This window comes from Stygiolobus caldivivus (assembly GCF_019704315.1).
In the GTDB taxonomy this organism is placed as follows: domain Archaea; phylum Thermoproteota; class Thermoprotei_A; order Sulfolobales; family Sulfolobaceae; genus Stygiolobus; species Stygiolobus caldivivus.
Genome location: NZ_AP024597.1, coordinates 395,794 through 420,669, shown reverse-complemented (window position 1 = coordinate 420,669; position 24,876 = coordinate 395,794). Strand labels below are relative to the sequence as shown.

32 protein-coding genes are annotated in these 24,876 nt (G+C 38.6%); 21 read left to right on the top strand and 11 right to left on the bottom strand.

Features of this window, described 5'->3' with window-relative positions; all coding sequences use genetic code 11:
* Window positions 1-6 precede the first annotated feature (6 nt).
* Complete coding sequence (locus tag KN1_RS02080; RefSeq protein WP_221289191.1) at window positions 7-513, top strand: HAD family hydrolase; 507 nt, start codon at window positions 7-9, stop codon at window positions 511-513.
* Here the strand turns inward: KN1_RS02080 and KN1_RS02075 are convergent.
* Window positions 508-1,113 carry a 7-cyano-7-deazaguanine synthase gene (locus KN1_RS02075; RefSeq protein ID WP_221289190.1) on the bottom strand — a complete coding sequence of 202 codons (606 nt, stop codon included), beginning with the start codon at window positions 1,111-1,113 and terminating at the stop codon, window positions 508-510. The two genes, KN1_RS02080 and KN1_RS02075, sit on opposite strands and share 6 nt — an antisense overlap.
* A gap of 34 nt (window positions 1,114-1,147) precedes the next feature.
* Here KN1_RS02075 and KN1_RS02070 point away from each other — a divergent pair, with 34 nt between their 5' ends.
* On the top strand, window positions 1,148-1,504 hold the full coding sequence (locus KN1_RS02070) for a hypothetical protein (protein ID WP_221289189.1): 357 nt from the start codon (window positions 1,148-1,150) through the stop codon (window positions 1,502-1,504).
* 51 nt (window positions 1,505-1,555) lie between these two features.
* Window positions 1,556-1,942 (top strand): Lrs14 family HTH-type transcriptional regulator, encoded by a 387-nt coding sequence (gene lrs14 / locus KN1_RS02065; protein WP_221289188.1) that lies wholly within the window; start codon window positions 1,556-1,558, stop codon window positions 1,940-1,942.
* Here the strand turns inward: lrs14 (KN1_RS02065) and KN1_RS02060 are convergent.
* Complete coding sequence (locus tag KN1_RS02060; protein ID WP_221289187.1) at window positions 1,911-2,084, bottom strand: hypothetical protein; 174 nt, start codon at window positions 2,082-2,084, stop codon at window positions 1,911-1,913. The two genes, lrs14 (KN1_RS02065) and KN1_RS02060, sit on opposite strands and share 32 nt — an antisense overlap.
* A 54-nt stretch (window positions 2,085-2,138) precedes the next feature.
* Here KN1_RS02060 and KN1_RS02055 point away from each other — a divergent pair, with 54 nt between their 5' ends.
* The 6 genes from KN1_RS02055 to KN1_RS02030 all read left to right on the top strand — a co-directional run bounded on the left by KN1_RS02055 (window position 2,139) and on the right by KN1_RS02030 (window position 7,278).
* Window positions 2,139-2,396: a sulfurtransferase TusA family protein gene (locus tag KN1_RS02055; RefSeq protein ID WP_221289186.1), complete on the top strand. Its 258-nt coding sequence runs from the start codon at window positions 2,139-2,141 to the stop codon at window positions 2,394-2,396.
* A 90-nt stretch (window positions 2,397-2,486) separates the two neighbouring features.
* The gene (locus KN1_RS02050) at window positions 2,487-3,521 is read left to right on the top strand and encodes a lipoate--protein ligase family protein (protein WP_221289185.1); all 1,035 of its coding nucleotides are present in this window, start codon (window positions 2,487-2,489) and stop codon (window positions 3,519-3,521) included.
* Window positions 3,518-4,408, top strand: a complete 891-nt coding sequence (locus KN1_RS02045) for a radical SAM protein (RefSeq protein WP_221289184.1) — start codon at window positions 3,518-3,520, stop codon at window positions 4,406-4,408. Before KN1_RS02050 ends, KN1_RS02045 begins: the two co-directional genes overlap by 4 nt.
* A complete protein-coding gene (locus KN1_RS02040; RefSeq protein WP_221289183.1) occupies window positions 4,409-5,467 on the top strand; it encodes a radical SAM protein in 1,059 nt (352 codons plus the stop codon).
* A gap of 1 nt (window position 5,468) precedes the next feature.
* Window positions 5,469-6,296 (top strand): DUF8155 domain-containing protein, encoded by an 828-nt coding sequence (locus KN1_RS02035; protein WP_221289182.1) that lies wholly within the window; start codon window positions 5,469-5,471, stop codon window positions 6,294-6,296.
* On the top strand, window positions 6,250-7,278 hold the full coding sequence (locus tag KN1_RS02030; RefSeq protein WP_221290456.1) for a histone deacetylase family protein: 1,029 nt from the start codon (window positions 6,250-6,252) through the stop codon (window positions 7,276-7,278). The genes KN1_RS02035 and KN1_RS02030 overlap by 47 nt, the downstream gene beginning before the upstream one ends.
* Here the strand turns inward: KN1_RS02030 and KN1_RS02025 are convergent.
* Complete coding sequence (locus KN1_RS02025; protein WP_221289181.1) at window positions 7,252-8,793, bottom strand: DUF1641 domain-containing protein; 1,542 nt, start codon at window positions 8,791-8,793, stop codon at window positions 7,252-7,254. The genes KN1_RS02030 and KN1_RS02025 overlap by 27 nt on opposite strands.
* A gap of 49 nt (window positions 8,794-8,842) precedes the next feature.
* Here KN1_RS02025 and KN1_RS02020 point away from each other — a divergent pair, with 49 nt between their 5' ends.
* The gene (locus KN1_RS02020) at window positions 8,843-9,166 is read left to right on the top strand and encodes a PIN domain-containing protein (RefSeq protein ID WP_221289180.1); all 324 of its coding nucleotides are present in this window, start codon (window positions 8,843-8,845) and stop codon (window positions 9,164-9,166) included.
* Here KN1_RS02020 and KN1_RS02015 read toward each other — a convergent pair.
* The 4 genes from KN1_RS02015 to KN1_RS02000 all read right to left on the bottom strand — a co-directional run bounded on the left by KN1_RS02015 (window position 9,144) and on the right by KN1_RS02000 (window position 11,924).
* Entirely contained in the window at window positions 9,144-9,695 is a 552-nt protein-coding gene (locus tag KN1_RS02015) for a thioredoxin family protein (RefSeq protein WP_221289179.1), read from the bottom strand. The genes KN1_RS02020 and KN1_RS02015 overlap by 23 nt on opposite strands.
* The gene (locus tag KN1_RS02010; protein ID WP_221289178.1) at window positions 9,692-10,039 is read right to left on the bottom strand and encodes a hypothetical protein; all 348 of its coding nucleotides are present in this window, start codon (window positions 10,037-10,039) and stop codon (window positions 9,692-9,694) included. Before KN1_RS02010 ends, KN1_RS02015 begins: the two co-directional genes overlap by 4 nt.
* Before the next feature lie 181 nt (window positions 10,040-10,220).
* Entirely contained in the window at window positions 10,221-11,540 is a 1,320-nt protein-coding gene (locus KN1_RS02005) for a dihydrolipoyl dehydrogenase family protein (protein WP_221289177.1), read from the bottom strand.
* Between the two features lie 6 nt (window positions 11,541-11,546).
* The gene (locus KN1_RS02000; RefSeq protein WP_221289176.1) at window positions 11,547-11,924 is read right to left on the bottom strand and encodes a DsrE family protein; all 378 of its coding nucleotides are present in this window, start codon (window positions 11,922-11,924) and stop codon (window positions 11,547-11,549) included.
* 185 nt (window positions 11,925-12,109) lie between these two features.
* On the opposite strand from KN1_RS02000, the gene KN1_RS01995 reads away from it, so the two are divergent.
* The 8 genes from KN1_RS01995 to KN1_RS01960 all read left to right on the top strand — a co-directional run bounded on the left by KN1_RS01995 (window position 12,110) and on the right by KN1_RS01960 (window position 18,652).
* Entirely contained in the window at window positions 12,110-12,532 is a 423-nt protein-coding gene (locus KN1_RS01995) for a DsrE/DsrF/DrsH-like family protein (RefSeq protein ID WP_221289175.1), read from the top strand.
* 10 nt (window positions 12,533-12,542) lie between these two features.
* Window positions 12,543-12,782 (top strand): sulfurtransferase TusA family protein, encoded by a 240-nt coding sequence (locus KN1_RS01990; RefSeq protein WP_221289174.1) that lies wholly within the window; start codon window positions 12,543-12,545, stop codon window positions 12,780-12,782.
* Window positions 12,783-12,852: 70 nt separating this feature from the next.
* Complete coding sequence (locus KN1_RS01985; protein ID WP_221289173.1) at window positions 12,853-13,686, top strand: 4Fe-4S dicluster domain-containing protein; 834 nt, start codon at window positions 12,853-12,855, stop codon at window positions 13,684-13,686.
* Between the two features lie 172 nt (window positions 13,687-13,858).
* Window positions 13,859-15,178 carry a CoB--CoM heterodisulfide reductase iron-sulfur subunit B family protein gene (locus KN1_RS01980; RefSeq protein ID WP_221289172.1) on the top strand — a complete coding sequence of 440 codons (1,320 nt, stop codon included), beginning with the start codon at window positions 13,859-13,861 and terminating at the stop codon, window positions 15,176-15,178.
* 56 nt (window positions 15,179-15,234) lie between these two features.
* On the top strand, window positions 15,235-16,323 hold the full coding sequence (locus tag KN1_RS01975; protein ID WP_221289171.1) for a CoB--CoM heterodisulfide reductase iron-sulfur subunit A family protein: 1,089 nt from the start codon (window positions 15,235-15,237) through the stop codon (window positions 16,321-16,323).
* A gap of 46 nt (window positions 16,324-16,369) precedes the next feature.
* Complete coding sequence (locus KN1_RS01970; RefSeq protein ID WP_221289170.1) at window positions 16,370-17,053, top strand: hypothetical protein; 684 nt, start codon at window positions 16,370-16,372, stop codon at window positions 17,051-17,053.
* The gene (locus KN1_RS01965) at window positions 17,040-17,732 is read left to right on the top strand and encodes a 4Fe-4S dicluster domain-containing protein (protein ID WP_221289169.1); all 693 of its coding nucleotides are present in this window, start codon (window positions 17,040-17,042) and stop codon (window positions 17,730-17,732) included. Before KN1_RS01970 ends, KN1_RS01965 begins: the two co-directional genes overlap by 14 nt.
* A 2-nt stretch (window positions 17,733-17,734) precedes the next feature.
* Window positions 17,735-18,652: a CoB--CoM heterodisulfide reductase iron-sulfur subunit B family protein gene (locus KN1_RS01960; RefSeq protein ID WP_221290454.1), complete on the top strand. Its 918-nt coding sequence runs from the start codon at window positions 17,735-17,737 to the stop codon at window positions 18,650-18,652.
* A gap of 27 nt (window positions 18,653-18,679) precedes the next feature.
* On the opposite strand, the gene KN1_RS01955 is transcribed toward KN1_RS01960, so the two are convergent.
* Complete coding sequence (locus KN1_RS01955) at window positions 18,680-19,129, bottom strand: hypothetical protein (RefSeq protein ID WP_221289168.1); 450 nt, start codon at window positions 19,127-19,129, stop codon at window positions 18,680-18,682.
* 18 nt (window positions 19,130-19,147) lie between these two features.
* On the opposite strand from KN1_RS01955, the gene KN1_RS01950 reads away from it, so the two are divergent.
* The 3 genes from KN1_RS01950 to KN1_RS01940 all read left to right on the top strand — a co-directional run bounded on the left by KN1_RS01950 (window position 19,148) and on the right by KN1_RS01940 (window position 22,161).
* Window positions 19,148-20,722, top strand: coding sequence for a hypothetical protein (locus KN1_RS01950; RefSeq protein ID WP_221289167.1), 1,575 nt, complete (start codon window positions 19,148-19,150; stop codon window positions 20,720-20,722).
* Between the two features lie 76 nt (window positions 20,723-20,798).
* On the top strand, window positions 20,799-21,173 hold the full coding sequence (lrs14, locus tag KN1_RS01945; RefSeq protein WP_221289166.1) for an Lrs14 family HTH-type transcriptional regulator: 375 nt from the start codon (window positions 20,799-20,801) through the stop codon (window positions 21,171-21,173).
* Between the two features lie 46 nt (window positions 21,174-21,219).
* Window positions 21,220-22,161, top strand: coding sequence for an NAD-dependent epimerase/dehydratase family protein (locus tag KN1_RS01940; protein WP_221289165.1), 942 nt, complete (start codon window positions 21,220-21,222; stop codon window positions 22,159-22,161).
* A 302-nt stretch (window positions 22,162-22,463) separates the two neighbouring features.
* On the opposite strand, the gene KN1_RS01935 is transcribed toward KN1_RS01940, so the two are convergent.
* The 3 genes from KN1_RS01935 to KN1_RS01925 are packed head-to-tail and all read right to left on the bottom strand — an operon-like array spanning window position 22,464 to window position 24,861.
* Window positions 22,464-23,312 (bottom strand): LipS1 family lipoyl synthase, encoded by an 849-nt coding sequence (locus KN1_RS01935; protein WP_221289164.1) that lies wholly within the window; start codon window positions 23,310-23,312, stop codon window positions 22,464-22,466.
* A complete protein-coding gene (locus tag KN1_RS01930) occupies window positions 23,303-24,109 on the bottom strand; it encodes a radical SAM protein (RefSeq protein WP_221289163.1) in 807 nt (268 codons plus the stop codon). Before KN1_RS01930 ends, KN1_RS01935 begins: the two co-directional genes overlap by 10 nt.
* A complete protein-coding gene (locus tag KN1_RS01925; RefSeq protein ID WP_221290453.1) occupies window positions 24,106-24,861 on the bottom strand; it encodes an aldo/keto reductase in 756 nt (251 codons plus the stop codon). The genes KN1_RS01930 and KN1_RS01925 overlap by 4 nt, the downstream gene beginning before the upstream one ends.
* Window positions 24,862-24,876: the final 15 nt, after the last annotated feature.

Genomic DNA, 24,876 nt, shown 5'->3' with positions numbered 1-24,876 from the left:
TAAGTTATGAATTACGCTATCTGGCTTGACGGTGTAGTTTTAAAAATAGATTTAACTGATGTTTTATATAGGAAATATAAGGGAGAAAAAATAGAAGAAATAGGTATAACCAGAGATGTTTTTTGTGACTGGCCAGATTTCTTGAATAAACTGAAAGAGAGTGTAAAGCTTGAAAACGTAGTTTTCCTTTCACCCTATAACAAAGACACGACAAGACACATCATGGAAAATATAGGGCTCTCAGAGTTTAGGTTTATTAGTAACGATAGCGGAGTCACAAAGCCGAGTAGGGCTCCATTCCAAGTACTATTTCAACTTATGAAATGGGAACCCATGGAGACGATCACTATAGGCGCATCGCCCATAGATCTCTTGTCTGCGCGTTTTTACGACTCGCGGATAAAGGTCGCTTGTGTAAAGAGGTTTCAGGACTGTTCCAGGTATAGCCCTTATATAATGGCTGAAAATTTAGGGAGTCTGTACGAGACACTGAAAAGGTTAAGAAAGTTATGAGAGGTATGGTGTCGGGTCTTTTATCTTTAAGGCTTTAAAAGCCTCTATCCTCTTTTTACACTGGCTACATTGCCCACAGTGATATTTATGGCCTAAAAGACACGAGTAAGTAATTGCTGGATCTAGACCCGATGAAAGCCCGAACTTGAGCAGTAACCATTTTGGAAAGCCGGCGAAAGGTGTTGATAACTTAACTCCTAAGACCTCTCCTAATTCCTTAAGCTTCCTTATTACAAAATACCTTTCCTGTTCAAACTCACAGTCCTCCTTTACAGTACCCAATATCACCTCTTTATAACCTTTCTCCTTAGCCAGCGTTAAAGCGATAGGGATGATAACGACGTTTCTGTGGACTATCGGTTCATGAGGCCTCAACCAGTTTCCGTCTATGAACGGTCTGCTTACGTTGCCAATATTAATTTTTATGAGTTTTTTGTTAAGTCTCCTGCAGACTTCTTTGCTAGCTTTTAACTGCATTATAGCTGACCTTTGTCCGTAATTTATTATAAGGCAGTCAAAGTCCAACCCTTTTTTAGATAGGTAGTAAGCTACTGATGAGGAGTCTAGTCCTCCGCTCATAAGGAGTAGGGATTTTCCCATAATGTTTTAAATAAGTGTGTGAAAAATTAAGCTTATGTCAATGGAGAATGAGGCAAAAAAACTTGCAGCTACTTACGCAAGGTGGTTAAGAAAGCCTGAAGACGCCTTATTTGGAAAACAAGGTAGGGGAGTTGTTATGATTATGTACGAGAAACTAAAGAATGCCAAGACCATAGATGAAATAAAAAACATTTTAGATCTTCACCAGTACGAGAGTATTATGGATAAGATGACTTATAATGACCTTCAAAGGTTTATAAATGACCTTCAGACTAAAATATCTGGGATGTCTGACGAACAAGCTAAGAATTTTGTAGTAGAAGTATTTAGATATTTTCAGATTTCTCTATATACTAAAATTGAAGATATAAACAAGGGGATATGGGGATAACTTTGGTTTTTTTGATAAAATTTAAATATATCTATTAATAGATATTAAATCATGGAAGTAGAAAGTGAAAAAGTCGTACTACCATCAGGTAAAGAAGTAAAACTGCTAGATGCTCTTTCATTTTGTTATGATATATCAGATACCGAGTATAAGGTATTGCAGGCAGTTCTTGATAAGAAGACGATTACTGAAGACGAGTTAGTGGAGTCTTTGAAGCTTTCTAAGGCTTCAATCAACAGAAGCCTCAACAAACTTGTATCCTTAGGGTTTATTTCAAGAGAGAAGTTACAGTCTTCTAAAGGTGGAAGACCTAAATATGTATACAGATCCGTGGAAAACCAGATCCTGATAGAACGTATAAGGGAAGATTTTGAGAAATGTTCTCAAATGTTTATTAATATATTGCCTAAGGTACTCCTTTCTTCCCTTGGCAGTTAAAGACAAATTTTCCGGGTTCGCTTCTAAAGGCTAGCAGACACATCTCGGTATCGAAATAATACACTATTTCATTATAACTTTCCTTATATGGTGAACATTCGGCTTCAAATAGTCTGTTGCACACTGGGCAAACGACTTTCATGGAAATAAGTTACTTCAACAATATTTTTAAGTTTTTAACCTAATCATAAAAACTATGGAGGTCATAGACGCTACTTCAGCTGAATGCCCTGAACCTTTTATGAAAACTGTTGCAAAATTAATGGGGATGAAAGAAGGAGTCGTAAAAGTGATATTTAAGGACCCCAAGTGCGTAGACATGATAGCTGAAGCAGTGAAGTTAATGGAATGTAAGATAATAGAAAATACTAATAAAGATGGTATTTATACAATGGTAATTGAGAAGCCCAGTACTAGCAAAGAGGTTAAGGATGTAAAGGTAGGCGGATGTTAAGCACTTTTAGTTTTCTTTAGGTACTATAAATAGCCCTTTTTTCTATTTGAAGAAATATTTAAATAAATTAAAAAAGTTATTTTCCTAAGCATGGATTCATTTAGATTTATCGTAGAGAGAGGGCCTCAGGACCTAATATTGGCGGGAGAAGAAGCGCTACTAGAGTCAGTGAGTAATGGTGCTCCTCCGATTCTGAGGTTCGTAATTTTCGACCCGACCGCAGTGCTGCTAGGCTACCACCAAGCTGTCGAACAGGAAGTCAACCTCGAGGAAGTCAAAAAGAGGGGGTGGGATATAGGTAGGAGGCCTACTGGCGGCGGTACTATAATCATGGGGAAAGACCAACTAGGCTGGGAAATTTATGCGGACGGGCACTACTTAGGGGGTACACCAGAGAACGCAATTAAAAAAGGCGCAGAGGGCGTGATAAAAACGTTACAGAAACTAGGTATAGACGCGAACTTCAGACCTAAAAATGACGTAGAAGTTAAAGGTAAAAAAATATCGGGGATAGGGGCCTTTTCTATAGGAAAATATATTGCTGTGACAGGGACTATCCTTCTCGATTTCGATGCCGAAGCACTTGTCTCCACTCTAAGGCTTACATCTGAAAAGTTGAAGGACAAACTAGCTAAAGACTTTAAGGAAAGGTTAACGTGGATTAGTAAAGAACTAGGCCATGGAATAGAAATGGGTGAACTAATAACTACGGCAAGAGAGAGCTTCTCTGAAGCGTTAGGTATCAGGCTTGATGACGGTCAATATACTGAAGAAGAGAAAAAATTGATCTCTCAACTGAGGCTAAAATACGCGTCTCCAGAATGGATATATAACTTAAGAAAACCGTTAGCCGGAGATGTCAAATTCATAGAGAAGAAGTTCCCCGGTGGACTTGTGAGGCTTCAAGTAAAGATGGCAGGCGAGTCGATAATAGAGAGTGTGCTTTTAACAGGCGACTTTTTCATAGAGCCCAGAAGAGCCATTTATGACCTTGAGTCTAGGTTAAAGTGGAGCAGGGTCGATGAAGTAGAAGAGAATATAAAAGACTGGTATAAAGGTGTCAAAATTTTAGGCATTACCGAGCAGGACTTGCTTGCACTTTTCAATGAGGTGCTTAGAAAATGAGACCAATATACTTGTATGCTCCTGCTCTGAAAAAATATGAGACCGAGTATATGTCGTCGGAACAAGGCTGGAGAATAGTCTCTGTAACTGGAAATGCTTGTGCGTTTAACTGTAAACATTGCAATAGAAGGATCCTCGAAAGTATGGAAGATGCTTCCACCCCAGTTAAACTTGAGATGGAAATAAGGAAGTCCTTGAGCGAGGGGCATAAGGGTCTCATACTATCCGGCGGTTCAACAGGTAGGGGAGAAGTCCCTATATGGAAGTTCTCTGCAGTTTTGAAAAAATATAAGGATAAAATGACCTTTATTGCACATACTGGTGTGGTAAGAAGCAAAGAAATAGCAATGAAATTTAAGGAGGCAGGGGTTAAGATCGCTCTACTGGACATGGTAGGAGACGAAGATACTATAAAAGATACGTTAGGTCAGCCTTTTACTGTTGAAGATTACCTGAACTCATTTAAGCTCCTTAAGAAGGCAGGACTAATGGTAGTCCCCCATGTAATAGTCGGGCTGAGCAAAAAAGGTATAGAAAGTGAACTTAATGCCTTAGATATGCTGAGGGGCGTGAGCCCTGATGCAGTGATCGTAGTGGGGTTAATGCCCCTTTCTTCTTCCAACTCTTTTAGGCAACCTGAGCCGGAGGACATGATAACTGTTATGAAGAAAGCTAGGGATAGCTTCTCGGTACCGGTAATGTTGGGTTGTGCTAGACCTAGAGGGAGAAGGTATTTGGAGGTGGAAAAATTTGCAGTAGATTATGAGTTAGACGGGATAGCTTTCCCAGAAGAAGAAACTATAAATTACGCTTTAAGTAAAAGGCAAGTCGTTTTTAATAGTTCGTGTTGTGCGAATGTAGTTTTTGATATTTTGGGGGTGGTTTAAATGCTAAGAATGATAAGCAGTCCAGATTGGGTTAGGTTAAGTTTTGGAGCAGATATGGTATTAGGTTTTAGTCCAGGTGTTTTTTTACACAACGCTTTAAATACTACTATAAACCTCCTACAATACTATCCGGACGGGTGTAAAGCGAACTGTGCTTATTGTGGGCAGGCTAGAGAAGTCTCACAAGGACCAGAATGTAAAACTCTCATCAGAGTAGAGTGGCCTTTGAGAAAGTTAGACGATGTATTGACTAAGATTAAAGAGAGACAAGGTGACCCAAGGTTTGGTCTCCAAAGGATATGCGTAGGTCAGTTAGCCCATCCTAGAGCCGGTCAGGATTCAGTAGAAATTACTAGGAGGATAAGGGAGGCAGGAATAGAACTTTCAATATCTGAACTTGTTACTCCTACTTATACTTTCAAGCACCATATGGAAGAAATGAGAAAAGCTGGTGGGGATATGATTGATGTAGCCATTGATGCGGCAAGCAAGAGAGTTTTTGAAATTACCAGAGGTAAGGCTGTAAGGAGCATGCATAGTTGGGAGAGGTACTTGAAAGGCATTGACGAGGCTGTTGAGGTGTTTGGAAAAGGGAATGCTGGAATTCATTTAATTATAGGGTTGGGGGAGACAGAAAAAGAAGCTGTAGATATAATGTGGTATGCCCACCAAAGAGGAGCTAAAATTACTCTCTTTGCGTTTTACCCGGAGCAGAACACATTAATGGAGAGAAAGAAGCCTGTACCCGTAAATGTATACCGGAGGGTCCAGTTAGCACGATGGCTTATTGAAAATGACTTAGTCACCTACTCCGACTTTATATTTGATAAGGACGATGAAAGAATAATAGATATTAATATACCTAAGGACCTAACTATAGACGATATAGCCCCTGCTTTTATGACATCTGGTTGTCCAGGGTGTAATAGACCATACTCTAATGAGAGACCTACTATGGAGTTCAGAAATATCCCGTGGTACCCCTCAAGGGAAACTGCACTAAAGGCACTAAGGCAGTCAAGGTTAGATAACGTAATAAAGGCGTTAGAACGTAAGTAAGATGTGGATAAAGAAAGGCTCCCTGATAAGTTTTTTCTCTAGCGGATTTCCCTCACACGTAAGAGGGAAGGCAGTAGACTTAAGCTCTCCTGATGGTAAGACTTTTTTCTCTCCCTTTAAGGGAAAGTTGATTAAGGCCGAGAAATTTTTCATCGGCAGGCCAAATAGGTATGCTACCTCACCTTATGACTACATACTTAGCTTTTCTATAAAAGGCAAGGTGGTAAAAGTCCTTCATGTCGAACCAACAATAGATATAGATGATGAAGTTGTAGAAGGACAAGAAATAGGGTATTTTGTGAATTCACCATACACTGGTGGGGATTTTTTACATGCTCATATTGAGGGTGTTACCTTTAGGTTCAGCAAAATTACAGATTACCGAGAGTCAAGAAAGGGTAAGGTGGTTAATGTTTCACAAAACTATTTTGACGTGGAAGTAGAAGATTACGCATCGGCCGGTAAATTAAACGGAGTAGGTTGTTGCGGAGGTCTTCTGAACACCAGTTACCCCTACGCATGTTACGGTGGAATTATCGGGGGGTTTAACGGTAAATTAAGTTTCTTTGGTATCAACCTTGGGAGAGCGGTTTACGTTAGAAGGAAGAATTTAGTACTTTTTGAAGGTAAAAAGGGGCTAATAAGGACGTGGGAAAGGCAAGCTTCATTTAAGATCCTCGCTAATGAGCCCGTGTGTGGTAAAGCGTTTTTCGAGTCTGTATTATCGTACGGAGGTAAGCCTAGGATAAGGTTTTTTAGAAAATATTTCGGAGATTTAGGGGATAAAGTTGACATCGGAGAAATTATTAGGTATTATATGGGACGATAAGTTTAAAGATATATCTTTCTCACACCATATGATAAGGGATATCTCCAAAGAGAGGATCAGAAGATTTATAGAAATAGCAAGGAAAAAACTTCAATTCATAGAAATAAGGCCTGAAATTGCCACAGTCGAAGACTTATTGGAGATACATTCGAAAGAATACGTCAACAAACTCCAAGAAGTTAGCAGGATCCCGTTCTCGGGATACCTTGACGGAGGGGATACAGTACACTACCCAGGGATTTTTGAGGACGTCCTGTTAGTTTTAGGTGCATCTAAGACTGCATTAAAGTTTTCCTCCTATGTGGACTACGTATACGTACCTTTAGGCGGGTTTCACCACGCTACTTATTCCAAGCCAATGGGATTTTGTCCCATAAATGACGTCGCGTATCTAGTCTTTCAACTGCTCATGAAGAAAGAAAAGGTTGCTATAGTAGATGTTGATGCCCACCACGGAAACGGTATTCAGGAGTACTTATATGATAAACCTGTCCTGAAAATTAACATTTTTGCATATGACGGTAAGTTTTTTCCGGGGACAGGCAGAGTAGACGAACGCGGTGCAGGTGAAGGAAAGGGCTTAAACTACAATTTTCCTTTGCCGTTAGGGTCTGGTGACGACGCGTTTGAATTAGCACTAAAGATCTTGGACATTGTAGAAAGTTTCTCTCCGACATATATTGTAGTGGTCTCTGGAGTAGATGGACATAAAGACGATGGACTTAAATCCCTAGAATTAACTTGTAATTCATACAACCTCCTCGGTCTGAAGGTTAGGAGGCTTGCTAGGACATCGAAGGTGATAGGTTATGGTGGTGGGGGTTATGGTAGGATGTCTTCTGAATGTATGGTAAGTTTCTTACAAGGATTATTGGGAAAAAAGGAAGAATTAGAAGTCCCTACTATCTCTAGTGGTGAAATAATAAAAAAAGTTAAGGAGACTTTATCGCTTCTATTATCCTTCTCTCAGGACTTTTCCTAAGTCTTCAGCTAACTTTAGCATAGCACCTAAGGCATAACTTGTGTCCTTATTACCTAATGCGCCTACTAAACCGAATGTGCCCACGGGCTTTATTGACGGGAGCTCTTGTACCCACATCTTCATAGCTACTCCCATTTTTTGCATTAACGTAACCATTGCATCAATAAATTGAGGGTCTCCGAACACTTCGAATAATTTCATCATCTTATCAATTACTCCAGCCTTCTGTAGCTCAGCCATCCTCTCCAAAAGGGATAGCATTGATGTAAAGTCGACTTGTGTGAGTAACTTAACCGTTTTCTCATTGGTTAGTTGCTTCATTACGGGAGTTAGTGCAATTAACGCATCTAGCGTAGAATCTATATCAATTGCCTCAATTAACTTTAGGGTCTTATCTCCAGTCAGCTTTTGCAGGAGCGGGATAGATCTCTCAGCGACCGTTAGTAGTGAGTCTATATCTAGTGATTGTAGTAGTTTTAATGCGCGGTCGCTTGTCATTTTTTGCATTAGCGGTAGCAATTTCTCTGTTGCGCCCAGTAGTGAGTCTATGTCCAGTGACTGCAATAACGAGATCGCTTTGTCGCTTGTCATTTTTTGCATTACGGGCATTAACTTTTCTGTTGCGTCTAGTAGTGAGTCTATGTCCATGTTTTGGATGATTTTTAGTGCTTTGTCGCTTGTCATTTTTTGCATGAGTGGTAGCAATTTCTCTGTTGCGTCTAGTAGTGAGTCTATGTCTAGTGATTGTAGTAGTGAGAGTGCTCTGTCGCTTGTGAGTTTTTCTAGCATCGGCCATAGGGCTTGGACTTTGGTTATTTGGTCCATCCCGAATGAGATGAGTGCGTTTATTAGGTCGGCTTTCTGCACAGCGTCCAATAAGTCTACAGACTGCTGTAGTAAATTAAGGAGTAGGTCTAATTGTCCTCTCTTCTGCATGTCTGATAGTATTGTAGTTGTCTTCATAAGGACTGGCATTAAGCTCTCTGTGGTCTCCAATAGTGAGTCTATATCTAGTGATTGTAGTAGTTTTAATGCGCGGTCGCTTGTCATTTTTTGCATTACGGGCATTAACTTTTCTGTTGCGTCTAGTAGTGAGTCTATGTCCATGTTTTGGATGATTTTTAGTGCTTTGTCGCTTGTCATTTTTTGCATGAGTGGTAGCAATTTCTCTGTTGCGTCTAGTAGTGAGTCTATGTCTAGTGATTGTAGTAGTGAGAGTGCTCTGTCGCTTGTGAGTTTTTCTAGCATCGGCCATAGGGCTTGGACTTTGGTTATTTGGTCCATCCCGAATGAGATGAGTGCGTTTATTAGGTCGGCTTTCTGCACAGCGTCCATTAAAGATACAGTCTGGTCTAATAGTCCCATTAATAGGTCAAGTTGGCCTTGTTTATCCATTTCAGTTAATTTCGATGTGACTTTCTCAAGTGTGGGTAATGTATCTACTAATTTGGATAGCCTCTGGATATTTTCTGGGGTAGCAAGCTTTTCAAGCGGATCTTCGACCGTCTGAGCCACTTTTATCTCCTCTTAAGTTTATTATCGTTTGTATTTTATATACTTTAATATGGCAAAGTACGCAGTTATAACGATAAACCTTATAAGTAAGATAGTTGAACTCCAGCACATGTTTTACGACAGAAAATTAATAGTTACTACCCTTACTTTTTCTAAGGCGTTAAAGAGGGGTATAGATCCCTCAATCTTACTCGACAATAATGTCTGGATTAGGGCTTATTCTCACAAACCGGTTAAAATTTCAGGTTTGGATGAGGCAGATTCCGAATCTGTATTAGTCGCTCAAGAGCTCTCTGCTGATCTAATTACAGACGATGAAAATGTAGAAAAAATTGCTAAAAAAATGGGAATTACTGTTTTTCGCTACTCTTAATCAGCATTTTTAATATTATATGTGGTGGGAACCCACCTGGTATTTCAGCACTATCGTTTAATACGATCTTCGGTACGTTAAGAACCCTGTATTTTTTACCAAGATCTTCATATTCCGTTACATCTATTATCTCCAAGTTTATGTTCTCATTTATTACGGGTAACTGATAAAGTAGCTCAGCTGCAATCGGGCATTTGGTACAGTCTGGCGTTACGAAAAGTTTAATATTTCCCTTAATTTTCATTGCTTCAGACCTTTCTTTTTCATCAAGTTGAACTACGTTATTCGATACTCTGATGAGAGCATTAAGGAATGGCCATAGCTCATTAGAAGTGGGTACACCGTAGTATATGAAGTATACTCTGTCGTTCTTTAAAACCTTTATATAGGGCTTATCACATCCATCTTTCTCTATTACGTTATTTTCATTACTTAATTTATAAACAAGTTCTTCTTCCTCTTTACAATGTTCTAAAGTCAGACCTTTTACGAATTTAGCATACTGTGATATAATATTGTCATAGCTCATAAAAAGTACCTCAAACTCTCTATTCCATCTAGCGCTTTAATTAATTTCTGTTCTAATTCTTGTGTATCCGCAAATTTCTTTTTCAATAATACATTGGAGTCTTTTATTTCGTACTCTAGCGGGGAGCCTAAACCTTGTGCTATCCTCGACCCTCTAGCGTATTTTATACCCATCTCTACTAGGTCATCTAAGGTCTCTTTACCGGTGGGTAGCGGTATAGGTAGTATAATTTCATTACCTTTTTTATCTATAAAGAACGTATAACTCTCCATCTTTACGGTAATATTATCTACCGTCTCCTCTATTTCGAAACCCCTTTTTTTCAGATAATCATACAATTGCATATACCATAATTGATTTTACAACCTAATTTAAAATTTGGCTAAGTCGGTTAATTCCACAATTTTAGTAATTTTAGTTTAATTCGTTCTTTATACTAATTTAAAAATTAAATAGTAAGTATTTAAGTAAATTTTTCATTTTAAAAGTTTTAAATCATGTTAATAATATATCTTTTTTTTAAAATTATTTATAAATATCTACGTCTAAGTCAAAATGATCCCTAGCTGCATTCAACATCACTTCACTGAGCGAGGGATGAGCAAATATTGAAAATGCTAAGTCCCTTATAGTAAGCCTCTTTCTAATCGCCAATGCCATGAGGTTAACTAACTCTTCGGCATTATCCCCGATTATTTCAGAATATACTATAGTCCCGTTCTTGTCTATCCCTATGAGCGAAAACCCGTCCCTCAGACCCCTGATTATAGCCCTAGTATTTGCCGTATATGGAAATTTGACATATTTTTCTACCTTCCTTTTATCCCCTACAACGCCTATCTCCGGGTCTGTATATATTACTTGAGGGACACCCTCATAGTCCATCTCTTCGCACGAACCTAGTATATTAAGCGATGCTATGATAGCTTCAATATAGGCTAAGTGTGCTACCCTTTTCTCCTTATCAATAACGTCTCCTACCGCGTAAATACCTTTTATTGATGTTTCTAATTTATTATTAACGATGATACCGTTTCTAGTACTCTCTATACCTATCATCGATGCGCCCTTGGGAATAGACGGAACCCTTCCGGTAGCATATACAATTACTTCTCCTTCATGTTCTCCTTTGCTACTAACCACCTTATTTTCTTTAATTTTTTCTGGGACCACTCCCTCTATCACATTCACTCCATCAAACTCTAGTGCTTCTAGTATAATCTTCCTAGTGTCTTCTTCCAGCTCTTTTAATACTTTACCTCTAGACAAAATGGTAACTTCACTACCCAACTTGGCGAAGATCTGGGCTATTTCCGTCCCTGCAACACCGCCTCCTATTACTATAATAGAACTTGGTATCTTTTTGATCCTAACAGCTTCGTCTTCGCTTACAGCGTTTTCAATTCCCTCTATTTGAGGGGGATTTGGCTTACTTCCTGAAGCTATAATGATATTTTTAGCAGTCACCTTTTCTCCGTTAATAACGACTTCGTTCTTCCCGAGTATTTCAGCCTCTCCTTTTATTATCTCTCCTCCAGACGATCTAATTAAGTTCTCTCCTGCAGAACTAAGGTAGTTAACTATCTCATCTCTCTTGTTGAAGAAACTAGACCCATCAATGGATACTGATATGTTAATACCTTTATAATTCCCAATTTCTTTTATTCTAGAATATAAAAAAGATAATTCTGATAAAAAAATACTTGGTACACAGCCGTAATTTACACACGTCCCGCCTATATTTTCCTTTTCTATTACGGCTACTCTTTTACCTCTTCTGCCTAGTATAACACTCGATGCGTAGCCTGCTGTTCCTCCGCCTATTACTGCGACATCAAAATCCATGTCAGATCAGAAGAACAGTGCTCTGTCCGCATCAAATAATAGATCTATCAGCGTAGACCCGCCTACTATCTCTACTCCGTCCACAACCTCATTTTCGTTCATGTGGCACATATCCTTAAGGCTTTGGACACAGACATACATCTTTACACCGTTATCTTTAGCCATATCGAAGAAGTGTATGAAGGGGTTACCTCCCTTCTTTCTCTCTTCTTCTTGCCACTTCTTGCTTAATAGTAGAGGTCCTTTAATCATGTAGAATACTTGTGCGTCGTATTCCATTGATGCTGCTATAGAAGCCATAAAAAGAGGTGCATATGTCCTGTCTAGGTCTTCTGGTCCATGTGTTACTACAATTAATACTTTTTTCTTCTGTTCTTCACTCATAATAATTCCCCTCACTTATAATAAAAATAGCTTACTTAAATTTTTTATCAAACAAAATAACTGAACGTCCGATATTTATTTAGTATATTTGATATGTATTAGATAAAAAAGATATATTTTTCAGTAATTTTCGATATCAGGAAAGCTTATATAATTTTAATTAAAAATAATATTTGGGAACACAAATGGGAGAGAATAAGAAACTCTCAATAATCGTTTTCTCAGGAACGATAGACAAGTTAATGCCCGTAGGCATTCTAGCATCTGGAGCTGCTGCAGCAGGGTATGAAGTAAACTTGTTTTTCACGTTCTGGGGGCTAACTAACATTACTAAACAAGGTATCCAAAACCAACCTGCACCAATTGATAAGAACTATGAAAAGTTCGGTCCAATGATGATGCAGAAAATGCAAGAAATGAAATATCCCATGTGGTATCAACTAGTTGAACAAGCTAAGGAGGTCGGTGAAGTCAAAGTCTATGCTTGCAGTACTACAATGGAGTTCTTCGGGATAAAGAGGGAAGACCTGGCAAATTTTGTTGATGATGTAGTTGGAGTTGCTACATTTTTAGATAGAGCAGAGGGAGGAACAGTACTATTTATCTGAGGTGAAAGAGATGACAGAGGTCAAAGTAGCTAAAACGTTAGACGCTAGAGGGCTCTACTGCCCCGGGCCGGTAATGGAAACGGCTAAGGCCATCAAACAAATCCAAGTAGGTGAAGTACTAGAAGTATTAGCTACAGATCCAGCAGCGAAACCAGATATTGAAGCATGGGCCAGAAGGACAGGACAACAGATCCTTGATATTCAGCAGCAAGGAGGAGTAACCAGAATTCTAATTAAGAGAGTAAAGTAAAGGTAATATAATAATTTATTTTTTTAACAAAATTTATAAGTAACTTTTCGATTAATTTATTTGATTAGGTATGTCTAAAGTTATACCACTACCAGATGATCCAAGAGTAATGGACATGGCTTATGTAGATCAAGAAATAGCTCCAGAAGAATTAAGGAATTTTCAGAGCTCTTTATCATCAGAAGAAGCAGAATTAGCTAAAAAATTCTGGGAGGCAGTAAAGTCCGACTTCAGGTTTAATGAGTATCTAAGGGGTTGTCTAAACTGCGGTGTATGTACATCAGGGTGTCCTGCAGCTAAATTCTACGATTTTGGACCTAGGGAAATGATACAATATATGATGAGAGATGCAGCGGACAAGATATGGGAATTCACCAATAAGAAAGTGTGGGCATGCGTCCAGTGCTACACATGTTCTATGAGATGCCCATTCAATAACGAAATTGCGGGATTAATAATGGTATTAAGGGAGTACGCTGTGCAGTTTGCTCTTCCGTCTGCTAAGGAAATCCTAGCTCCTTATAGAAGAGTCTTATACACGGTAATCACTACAGGTAACCAGGTTACACCTAACATGATACAGCCCGATGCGTTCCCAGATTGGGGTCCACAAGCTATAGAAGAATCAAAGAATATGGATGTATACAGAAAAGCAGTTCCGGTTGACCTAATGCAGAGGGCTGATATAGGCTGGCAATCATCTCTACAGACTGCAGTTGAGCTAATGACCATATTTATTGAATCCGGTGTTATGGACTCTATAAAGAAGGTAGATGAGGACTTATATGAAATGATTATGGACATATATGAGGAGAGGAAACAGCAGCTAGAAGAGATAAGGGAGAAGTGGGAGAAGGGAGAACTTAACGAAGACGAATTACCAGATAACTGGATGGACTTATAAAAAACCTATATTTGTGTAAAATTATGTATTTTTTACTTTTTTAGTATGTATGAATAAATATTATATTTGTGTAAAATTATGTATTTTTTACTTTTTTAGTATGTATGAATAAATGTTTTAAATGAAAGTTTATATATTATAAACTACATAAATTACTATAAAGGTGTAAAGTATGGTTTCTCAAGAAGAAAAAAAGATGCATGAGGCAATAAAAGAGGCTTTTCCTTATGCCGACGATGTAGATTGGAACGAGGTATATCAGAGAATTATTTACAAGTACAGTACTCCACATGGTATACAGCACATTAAAGAGGAATTAGAGAAACTAGAAGATGAGGGCGAAGTAATAGTACACCATATAAAGCCCTATAATAATCCAGTGGAAGTACAGACGATAAACGGTCTACCAAAGAAAATCCCCACGAATAAACTATGGAACCACAAAAGCTGTGGGCAATGTGGTCACATCCCCGGATATCCAACATCAGTATTTTGGATGATGAACAAAGCTGAAATAGACTACCTAGACGAACCCCACCAGACCTCTTGCACTGGCTGGAACTACCACGCATCCGGTGCGTCAAACCCTGTTGCACTAGCAGGAGTATACGTAAGAAACATGTGGAGAGCATACGAAACAGACTACTTCCCGCTAATACACTGTGGGACGTCTTTTGGGCACTACAAGGAGATCAGGAATATGTTAGTCCTCCACAAGGAGATTAGAGACAAACTGAGACCAATCATGAGAAAGTTGGGGATGGACATAGTAATACCCGAAGAAGTAGTCCACTATTCAGAGTGGCTTTATGTGATGAGCAAACAATTATCCCAACAAAAGAAATATGATCTAAGCAATGTTAAAGCTGCAGTCCACACACCATGCCACGTCTATAAGTTAGTCCCTGATGACACTGTCTACGATCCCAAGGTATTTGAAGGAAGAAGGCCAGCTGCACCTACTGGCACGGTCATGAACTTCGGTGCTAAAATAGTAGATTACTCAACATGGTGGGACTGCTGTGGATTCGGCTTTAGGCACATCTTAACAGAGAGGGAATTTAGTAGGAGCTTCGCTCTATTCAAGAAAGTAATTCCTGCTGTAGAAGAAGGGCATGCTGATGTGTTTGTAACATCTGATACTGGGTGTGTAACTACTCTCGATAAGAGCCAGTGGGCAGGTAAGGCTCACGGGTTTAACTATAACTTACCAGTATTAGCAGATGCACAGTTCGCTGCAATTGCAATGGGCGCAGACCCATACAAGATTGCCCAGATACACTGGCATGCTACAGATGTAGAGGGCTTCTTAAGGAAGATAGGTGTGCCGGTTGAGGACTATAAGGAGAAGTTCTTACAGTACTTAGCTGACCTTAGAGAAGGAAAGGCTCAGCCCGAATACCTATACACTCCGCACAGGAAGATTGACTTCTACTTAACTCTACCTGAAAGAGTAAAGTGGTACAAGGGAGAAAAAGCTGTACAAAAGTGAAAAGCAAAATTTTTTAAATTAATTTTATTTAATAAATGTTAGGAATAGGTGATTAAATGGCTGGAGAGAAAGTTCTTGTTATAGGAGCTGGTCCTGCTGGTCTTTCAGCGGCTAAGGAGCTGGCTAACCTCGGAGTGAACGTAGTTTTAGTTGAGAGAGAGTCTTATTTGGGTGGTACTCCTAAAAAACTTAAGTATAGCCTATTATTCCCCGATCTAGTTCCCTCAGAGCAGGTAATAGACCCATTGATAAAGTCGGTCGAGAGTAACAAAAATATAAAGATCTATACAGAAAGTATAGTAGACAGTGTAAAGCAAGAAGGTAACGGATTTACGGTTAGTATTAAAGACAAGTCTGGTAAAACGACTACCGAGAAAGTCAATGCGATAATTGCAGCTTCCGGTTTTGAACACTTTGATTCAAGGAGGAAGTATGAATACGGGTATGGTATAGTACCCAACATATATCAGATATCCGATATAGAAAAGATGTTATCTGAAAATAAGCTTGTAACCACTAAGGGGACTCCACCCAAGAGGGTGGCGATATTATTATGCGTAGGTTCAAGGGATGCTACAGTAGGTAACACATACTGTTCTAGGGTCTGCTGTGCAGTATCAATTAAGCAAGCTATGGAGATAAAGCAGAGGGTACCTGATGCGACAGTCCACATTTACTACATGGATATAAGGACTTACGGCTTGATGGAGGATAAACTGTATTGGAAGGCACAGTTAGATTACAGAGTAGGGTTCATAAGGGGTAGGATATCAGAATTTATGAGAGGTCCAAACGACACTGTAATTATTAAGGGAGAAGATACTATGAACCTAAACAGGGCATTAGTAGTCCCGTATGATATGGTCATTCTGGCAAACGGTATGGAGTTAGGACTAGGCTCGAAACAAGTAGCAAAAGTATTAGGTTTAGAGCTAGAAGAACATGGGTTTATAAAGCCCTTAGATGAGTATAGGATGCCGGTGCAGTCTACTAAGAAGGGTATCTTCTTAGCCGGTGCCTTAACTGGTCCAAAGACTATATCTGATGCAATAACCGAAGGTTATGCTGCAGCGATGAAAGCGTATGAGTATATAACTAAGGGAGTGTGGGAAGAGCCCGTAAAAGTAGAGGTGGCTCATCATTAACACTATTTTTTTAAACCCTGATTATGTAAGAGATATTTTTAATGCTATGTTAGATAAAGATATAAATAATACTTATACTGATCCGAAAAAATCCTTCTCCGTAATATTAGATTCTATGAAAATGAAGTCTGATTTTCTCTCTCGGCTCGAGATTAAGAGGGAGGAGGACCGTAAGAACCTATTTGAAATATTCTTTCACCATAGGAAGTTTTACTCACAAGTAGCCGAGAGCACTCCTTTGTCTGAATTTTCCTCAGTATATTCTAAATTAAAAGATTCGTCCTTATCTTATGATGAAAGGGTCAGCATATTTGTAAATACTGTAAAGGGTATGGAGCCTAAAGATTCAAGGGATATGGCGAGAGAGATTCTCCATTATATACAGCCATCAGATTTTCCTCTTTGGAACAGATGGGTATGGAATGAAGAGAAGAACTCAGGTTCTATAACTTATATCCTTAAAGATAACGTTATATTAAAGAGTAAGGCGGACTTCTTTTCTGCCATAAATGAGTTAAAAACTATCTTATCTATTTTTGGGTTCGATACCTCAAACTATTATCCTACTACGATTTTTTTGGTTTATTCGTATGTAAGATATCTAGACTATACTACACACCTCGCCATAGATAAAAAAGTGGCGGGGTTACTCCCTACACATCTTTCCACGACCGCATTAGTTTTAGGGTTAAAACCCTTCTTAAAGGTGATAAAACATGCCCATTCCTGAGTTAGAAAAATCTATAATAAAAGGTGTAATTCAAAAAGATAAAGTAGTAGTAGATGGAGTAGAAATAGATGGAACTTGGAACGCCTTTTTAATGGAGAGGACGCAGACAGGATACGATCCTACAGTATGGGACGAGATTGCAAATACGCTAGAAGGGTATACGATAAGTGCTTGTTGGCAATGCGGGACATGTACTTCTGGATGTACTATGAGAGAATATGATCCGAATTACGGTCCTAGGAAGTTCATTGACCTAGCCAGAAAAGGTGATAAGCAAGGGTTAATAGAGCTACAAAATAGCATTTGGAGGTGTGTATCTTGCCAGAAATGTACTCATAGGTGTCCAAAAGGAGTATTGGTAGAAGAGGTGGTGCACGCAATCCATAATTACTTGCATAAGCACGGCCTTGTAAAGAAAGACCCCGGTACGATCTTCGATGAATTGTTCTTGGAAACTGTAATGAAGAATGGTGGGAGGATCTCAGAGTTGACTCTTGGTGCTGCGTCAGCGAAAGCCGGTTTCGTCTCTTTAGGGGTAAAGGATCTTATCATGATGAGCGGAGCCATGTTAAGGTCTGGGTTAATCAAGGAGTTAATGAAGCCCAGCAAAGTTAAAAACTGGGATAGGGTTAAGAAGGTATTGGAGGAGGCAATGAAGGAGGAGGTGAGGCCAGAATGACCATGAGGCTAAATAACCCATACGGAAAAGTAGCGTTTTATCCAGGCTGTTCATTAGACGGTTTAGGTAAGTCTTACGAGGTGTCACTAGCACTGGTAGCAAAAGACCTAGGTCTTCACTACGAGAAGATAGAGGACTATAACTGCTGTGGTGCTTTAGAGGTTAAAAACGTAAATACTATGGCAGGGTTGTTGCTCCCCGCAAGAAATCTGTCCTTAGCCAGGGAAATGGGTGCAGATGCTGTAATGTCTGCTTGTCCAGGCTGTCATTACTCGCTTTCGAGGACCCACTATTACATGACCAAGTACCCTAAGCTTAGAGAAAAGGTTAACATGTACCTCGAGAAGATGGGTGAAAAAGGATACGACCTTCAGTTATTGATGATTCATGCTGTAGAGTTCATTTACAACACAGCGGGTCCAGAAGGTGTTAAAAGCCTGGTCAAGAGACCATTAAATGGCTTAAAAGTAGCACCTTATTACGGATGCTTATACGCAAGACCTAAACAATATATCTTAACCGGTTATATGAAGATAAAGGACGACCCAGAAAGGCCTTTCTTCATGGACGAGTTGTTAAAAGCTGTTGGGGCTGAAGTAGTACCTTTCGAAGCTAAGACTATGTGCTGTGGAGGTCCTCACGTATACTCTGACCTAGATGTAGCACTTAACTTAGAAGCTAGGATACTAAAGGAAGCTAGGAGGAACGGTGCTGAAATGTTGGTTGTTGACTGCCCATTAGGCGGTGTAGCACTAGAGACTAATATGAATAAGATAGCGTCGAGATACGGAGAGGATCTGAGGATGCCTATAGTATACTTCAGCCAGTTATTGGCTTTCGCTTTTGGTCACTCTCCGGACGAAGCGTTGCTGACTGCTAACATAACTAATCCCATGCAAATACTCAAGAGATTTATGTAATATTTTCTTTTTTCCTTTTTTACTCTCTCAACTTTTATTTTTCATGAATTCCTTAAGCCATCCTATTACAGCATCATCGTTATTTTCACTTAAGAATGTAAGGTATTTTTGTAAGAAGTCTTGTGAAGACTTAGACGCGATATATGATTTTCTAAGTCCTTCTAAAGAAGTCTGCCTAGTAATTTTGAACGACTGTGTTATACTTCTTCTTCCTGAAAAGATTACTACTGTAGTCATTTTATCTGTTATTATTATTCTAGTTATGGTAGATGAGAGTAATAATAGCCTAAAAATTATTTCCTCTTTATCGCAGACCAGAGTTATTTTGTCATCTTCGAAAGTAGTGATAACGTTTTCATTGCCTTTTTTCTTCACTATTTTAAACCCTTCTCTTTCAAGTTTTTTCTTGTATTCATCATTTAACTTACCTTTTCGCAATAACTCTTGTTCTTCAATTAGGATACCTTTAAACTCCACAATTTCTAATGTGAATAATTGGATATGAAGATTTCGTTTATCCCGGCCTTTGTGGTCGTCTTACTAATAGCCCTTAACTCTGTTATAGTTACTGGATTTATCAACGGGAGTAACGCTACTGTGTCTTTTGTTAAGCAATTTGGTCCTAACCTTTTGGTAGGATTTTCAAACGGCACTATTGTTATCGAAACACCCTTTTGGCAGGTCTTGTTTATGGCTCAGATAAACTACACTAAGATAATAGGTGTTTCCGGGTCTCTTGTATTTCCTTGGGGGTACAAGCAGATCCCGTCAAGTTTTCAGCACAAGTTGCTAATATTTATGAACAATTCTGGCTATTATGGTTTGGTTTTGCCCAGTTTTTATTCGCCTATTCTAGTCTTGAATTCATCTAATTTAACGTACTTAGCATCCCAGCAGTTTCCAATTACTTCAAAGAAGATAATCTATATTTCTCCTCTATACCCCACTATGGAAGGTAAAATAATTAACAATTATTTGGTGTTATACAACACGTCAGAAGTAATACTAGTCAGCCTAGCTAATTCTATTATATTCTCCCTGAACCTCTCTAGCAATTCGGAGAATTATACTGTATACAAAAACTCTACTGTCTTCAATAACGTAATATTTGATGATAAGGGAGATGTGTTATACCCTTCTTATTACCACCTTAAAGTCCAAAATATTTCTTCCATTTACTTTTATGGTGGACAATATTTTTACATATCAAATAATACGTTATATGAGAACGGCGTGAAGTTAATTGCCCTGAATTTCTCGTCTGATATAGATAAGGTTTATATGCTTAATAATACCTATTACATATTTTTCACGAACGGTTTTGTATTAGAAAATAATAAGCTTATATATATTGGATATAACTTTAGTTTTCTAAACGACAAATACATTATAATAAATGACTCAGTGTATACGTTAAGTTTGACCAGAGTATCTCAACAATACAATTTCACACCTATATATTACTATGAGGGAATAGCGATCAGCGATAAGCTGGACGAGATACTGCCTAATAACTTATCGTCTTTACTCATAACTGAAAAGGGTCTCCCTAAAGGTACCCTTTGGGTTGCTAACTATAGTGGCATAATATATTATTCTACTTCAAGTACGTTACGTGTTTATAATTTAACCGATACACCTTCATTTTTTTCTGTGCTTCCGTACTTCGTTGCTTTATATAAAAATGATACGGTTTACTTTAAGCAGATCTATGTGAGTTTATGGGTAGAAACCCCCTTAGTGCCTAGTAACATAACAATAACACTGGTATACTCCCCTCTAGGTAACTTTAGGTTCAGTCTACATCTAACCATGACCTCTCACAGTCAAAGGATAATCCTACCCGTAGGTTACTACATTATAGGTTATCACGGGTTGAACTACGCTGTAAATTTGACTTCAAGTAAAACCGTGTATCTTAATATGACGTACTCTACGGGGAATTCTTCTGGTACAAGTACTGCTATCAGAGGCCCTTCGAGCCACTTTCATACTTTAACACTGATTATTCTTCTCCTGCTAATTATCGGGATTATATTGTTTATTTTAAGAAATATAATCAAAAGGTAATTATCACTCTATCAGCTATTTACTTAAAATACAAAGATTTAAATATGTGTATTTTAATTATATAATGTGATAAAGTATGGAATTGGAAATAAGTAGAGTTAGGTTACCATCAGGGAAGGAGGTAGGTCTCGTAGAGGCACTGAGTTTTTGTTATGACCTATCAGACACAGACTTTCAGGTACTCAAATCATTACTCAACAGTGATGGTAAGAATGAGGACATGTTGGCGGAGCAACTAAAACTGTCAAAAGCTTCTATTAATAGGAGCGTTAATAAATTAGTCTCTTTAGGTTTTGTAGAGAGGATGAAAGATTCTTCCTCTAAGGGAGGAAGACCTAGATATATTTATAAGGCCATCTCAGCCGATAGACTAATAGATAAGATCACGAATGATTTTAGGAAGTGTGCAGAGCTTTTTAGCAGTGTATTACCTAAAGAGTTAGAGAGTTAAACACTTTAAGACAAATCAATTTATTTCCTATGTCCGTTTTTCTCTTATGAAAAGTATACTTATAACGGGCCTAGGTTTTATTGCTACTAACAGTGCTTATTACCTAGCTTCGGATTACGATGTGACTGTAACATATAGAAATTTAAACCCCGTGAAAGAGGTATATCTAAAAATCTTGACAGAAAAAGGGGTAAAAAATGTCCAATTGGATATTGTGGAAGAGGAATCTAGACTCAAGGAAGTAATTAAGGACTTCGATATCGTGGTAAACTTTATAGGTGAGATAAGCGGTACCCCTGGAAATTTAAGACGTTCGAACGTAGAGATCCCTACCAAAATAGCCGAAGTTGTTAAGCAACAAGGAAAAATAATGATACATACTAGTGCCTCTACTTACGGTATTACCGGATTTGTTAAAGTCGAGGATCAACTAGGAGATGGGTTGAAGCCTGGAACAGAATTTGAAAAGTCAAAACTGGAGGGCGAACTATCTGTGTACAAGATCTTAGGGGATCACGCTTTTATATTTAGACCTACCTTGGTTTACGGTAGGTTTGCCGCCCATATACAATTTGTAACTATGTATAAATTAGTTAAAAGAGGACTTTTACCAGATTTAAATATTTCTTTCATGCCTGTTAGTGCTAAATATATAGCGCGGGGGGTTAAGGCAATTATAGAAGGTAAGAGACCATCTAAAAACTACTTCTATGTAACAGAATGCGAGCCTATTAAAATTTCAAAGATCTTTGAGGTATACTCACAAGCTTTAAATAAGAAAGCTATTAGGGTAAAGATTCCGACATTCATGGCTAAAGTAGCTCTCCCTTCAGACGTGCGCCAGTTATTGAAATACTCAGGGACTGTATTTGACTGTTCTGTGTTCAAGGAAATAGTCTCTGACTTAGCTTTTGACCAAAATGAGCTGATAGAAAATGCGAAGTTCCTAGCTGAGCTTGATAAAGAGAATATCTTGATCCCTACATGAAAAGGGGGATAACTTCTGGCCCACGGGCTAGTTCTAAAGCACCATATAATCCTCGGACAAACCTGCTTTCATAACCTTAAGTATGGTGCCCTTGTCTCCAGCCCGTAAGATTACTTTCCGTTTTTTGAACGTAGGCGTTTCTGAGCTACGAATGAAAGGTATGATGAAAGTGTCCTCGAACATATATCTTAACTATTTAGAATGAAATTTATGGCTCGGTCGAGATAGAAATAAAATAAGGAGAGAAACCAATAAAAAGACCGTAATCCCTAGGTTCAAATGAATAAAAATAAGGCTCTTGTCTACTTTATCTTAAAATTATCTAAATATTCGCTTGGTAAACTACAACATGCGTCGTAAAGTGGGAGGGCGAACTCTTTTAATACTTTAGGTGATGGGTTTGCAATTCTCTCCACTAAGCCTCTCCTAATAACTTCTTTATCTAACTCTTCCTTAGTTTTATGTGGTCTCATACATCCTAAGCTGACTTTGCCCTGCATTAGTTCGCTCCCTTGCTGTATTAGCTTAATTATTTCAGGTGTACTCGGCGTACTAAGGAATTGCGAAGGAGTCCCTTTAGTGGGGATTAGCACTAAGAAGTTAAGTAAATATGGTTTAAAACTTGAAGCAACTCTTATACTCTCTTCGACGTTATCATTAGGTAGTCCGAGCATTATATGAGGTACAATATACCTAGGTCCGTAATCTATCAATAATTCTAAAGTCTTTACGTAGTCCTCTCTAGTTCTTCCTGTTAATCCTTTAGACTGAAAGGCCTTAGGTGAGTATGCAAATTCGAAATCTACTATGTCTACGGCGTCTCTAAGTTCTTCAATAGTCTGTTTATCTAAGAGCCCAGGATGTATGTTGAAGACAATGCTATCCCCGTATTCTCTTTTTAAGTCCTTGAGGACGGGTATATATGGCCTTACTTCCAGCTCTCCCTTTTTGTTAAACCCTCCGCTGATTAAGAACCCGCGAGTACCGGTTTCATATCTTTTTTTAACATATTTATAAAGCTCTTCAGGGTTTATAGCTCCTTCCATTGAACTAATATATTTTGATGAACAGTAGAAGCAATTAAGGGAACAGGTTCCTCCAGTCAGGCTCAATACTGCAAATTTTTTCATTGTCATAAATCCTAGGACCATTTAAAATCCCTCAAAGGTATATTGTAAAGGGTTCTGTCTAAAGGGCTTTCATTATAGTAAGGCCTATCACATGAAGGACACCCTGATGTAAGGAACGCAATTTCACTGTCTTTGCCTGTTGATAATCTATACCTGATCTTCTGTATTTTACGATAATACTCCAGAGGAGGTCTTTGCTTACTCTCAAAGGGAGTCCCCTTTACCGGCGTAAAAGCAAAGAGTGCCACTTCAGCCCCTATACTGTAAAGTTCCTCCATAGTATTGACTAACTCTCCTTCACTCTCTCCTAAACCTACTATTAAATGGACGTAAACGTGTCTTGCCCCGAATACTTTTACAGCCCTCTTTATAAAGTCCATATAATAGTCAAAAGAATAAGGTTTCCCCACTTCTTTCCAGAGGCTTTTCACCGTGTCAAGACCAACACCTAAGTAGTCTACTCCTAATTCTTTCAACTTAAGTAGTAGTGCATCGCTTACAGGGGTTATAGTCACTGATTTATGGCGGGAGTTTATTTTAGACAGTACCTTTATTACTTCATCCTCAAACCCTTCTTTAATAACTGTCTGTAAACATACCCTGTCGAACGTGGATAAATAGTCCTTTATTTCCTCTAGTTCTAAAGGGTACCACTTAACTCTAGATAAATAAGTCTTGTCAGCTGTACTCAGGGCCGACTGTGTGCAGAACTTACATGAAGCTCTACACCCACCAGTCTGGAGTAGATAAGCCGTATTACTTATTTTTATTTGCTTTTTGATAAAATAGTAAGTCCCAGCTGAAACCAGTACTTTCAACTTGAAAACCTCCTCCTTATCTCTCGTATATCGTCATCCGTTAAATCAAACTTCAGGACTTCGGCTATTTCGTCTATGTGCTTTTTATCTTCAGACTTAGGTATTGGGATGGCGTCCTTCTTTACGTATGCTAAAGCTACTTGTGCTTGGCTTTTCCCATATTTCCTTGCTATGTCCGCCAGTCTGTCTTCAGCCTTTATCTGGCCTTGACCTAGGGGAGAATAAGCTATTACTTCTAAACCCTGTTTTTTTGCAAACGGGATGAGGTCTCTCTCAGGAGAAAGGTTGTATATACTGTACTCGATTTCATCTGCAACTATTTCATATTTCTTTGCGGTCGCAATAGCTTCCTTCAGTAATTCTACGTCAAAATTACTGACACCGATGCACCTAATAATCCCTTTATCTACTAGCTCCTCCATAGCCGATATGGTCTCACTCAGTTTAACGCTAGGGTTAGGCCAGTGGATAAGGTATAAGTCGATATACTTAACGTTTAGGCGCTTAGCACTATTCACAGCAGATTTTATTACGTCATCGTATTTCAGGTGGTTACTCCATACCTTAGTTATTATGAATACGTCATCTCTGTTAAAACTTGAGACAGCTTTACCTACTAATTCTTCTGTATGTCCACCCCCATACATCTCTGCCGTATCTATTACGTTTATCCCTTTTGTTATGGCATAAGATATTGCCTCAATGAATTTACCGTCATTAGAATAATCGGGAGTCCAAAAACCCCCGCCCATTCTCCACGTCCCCAA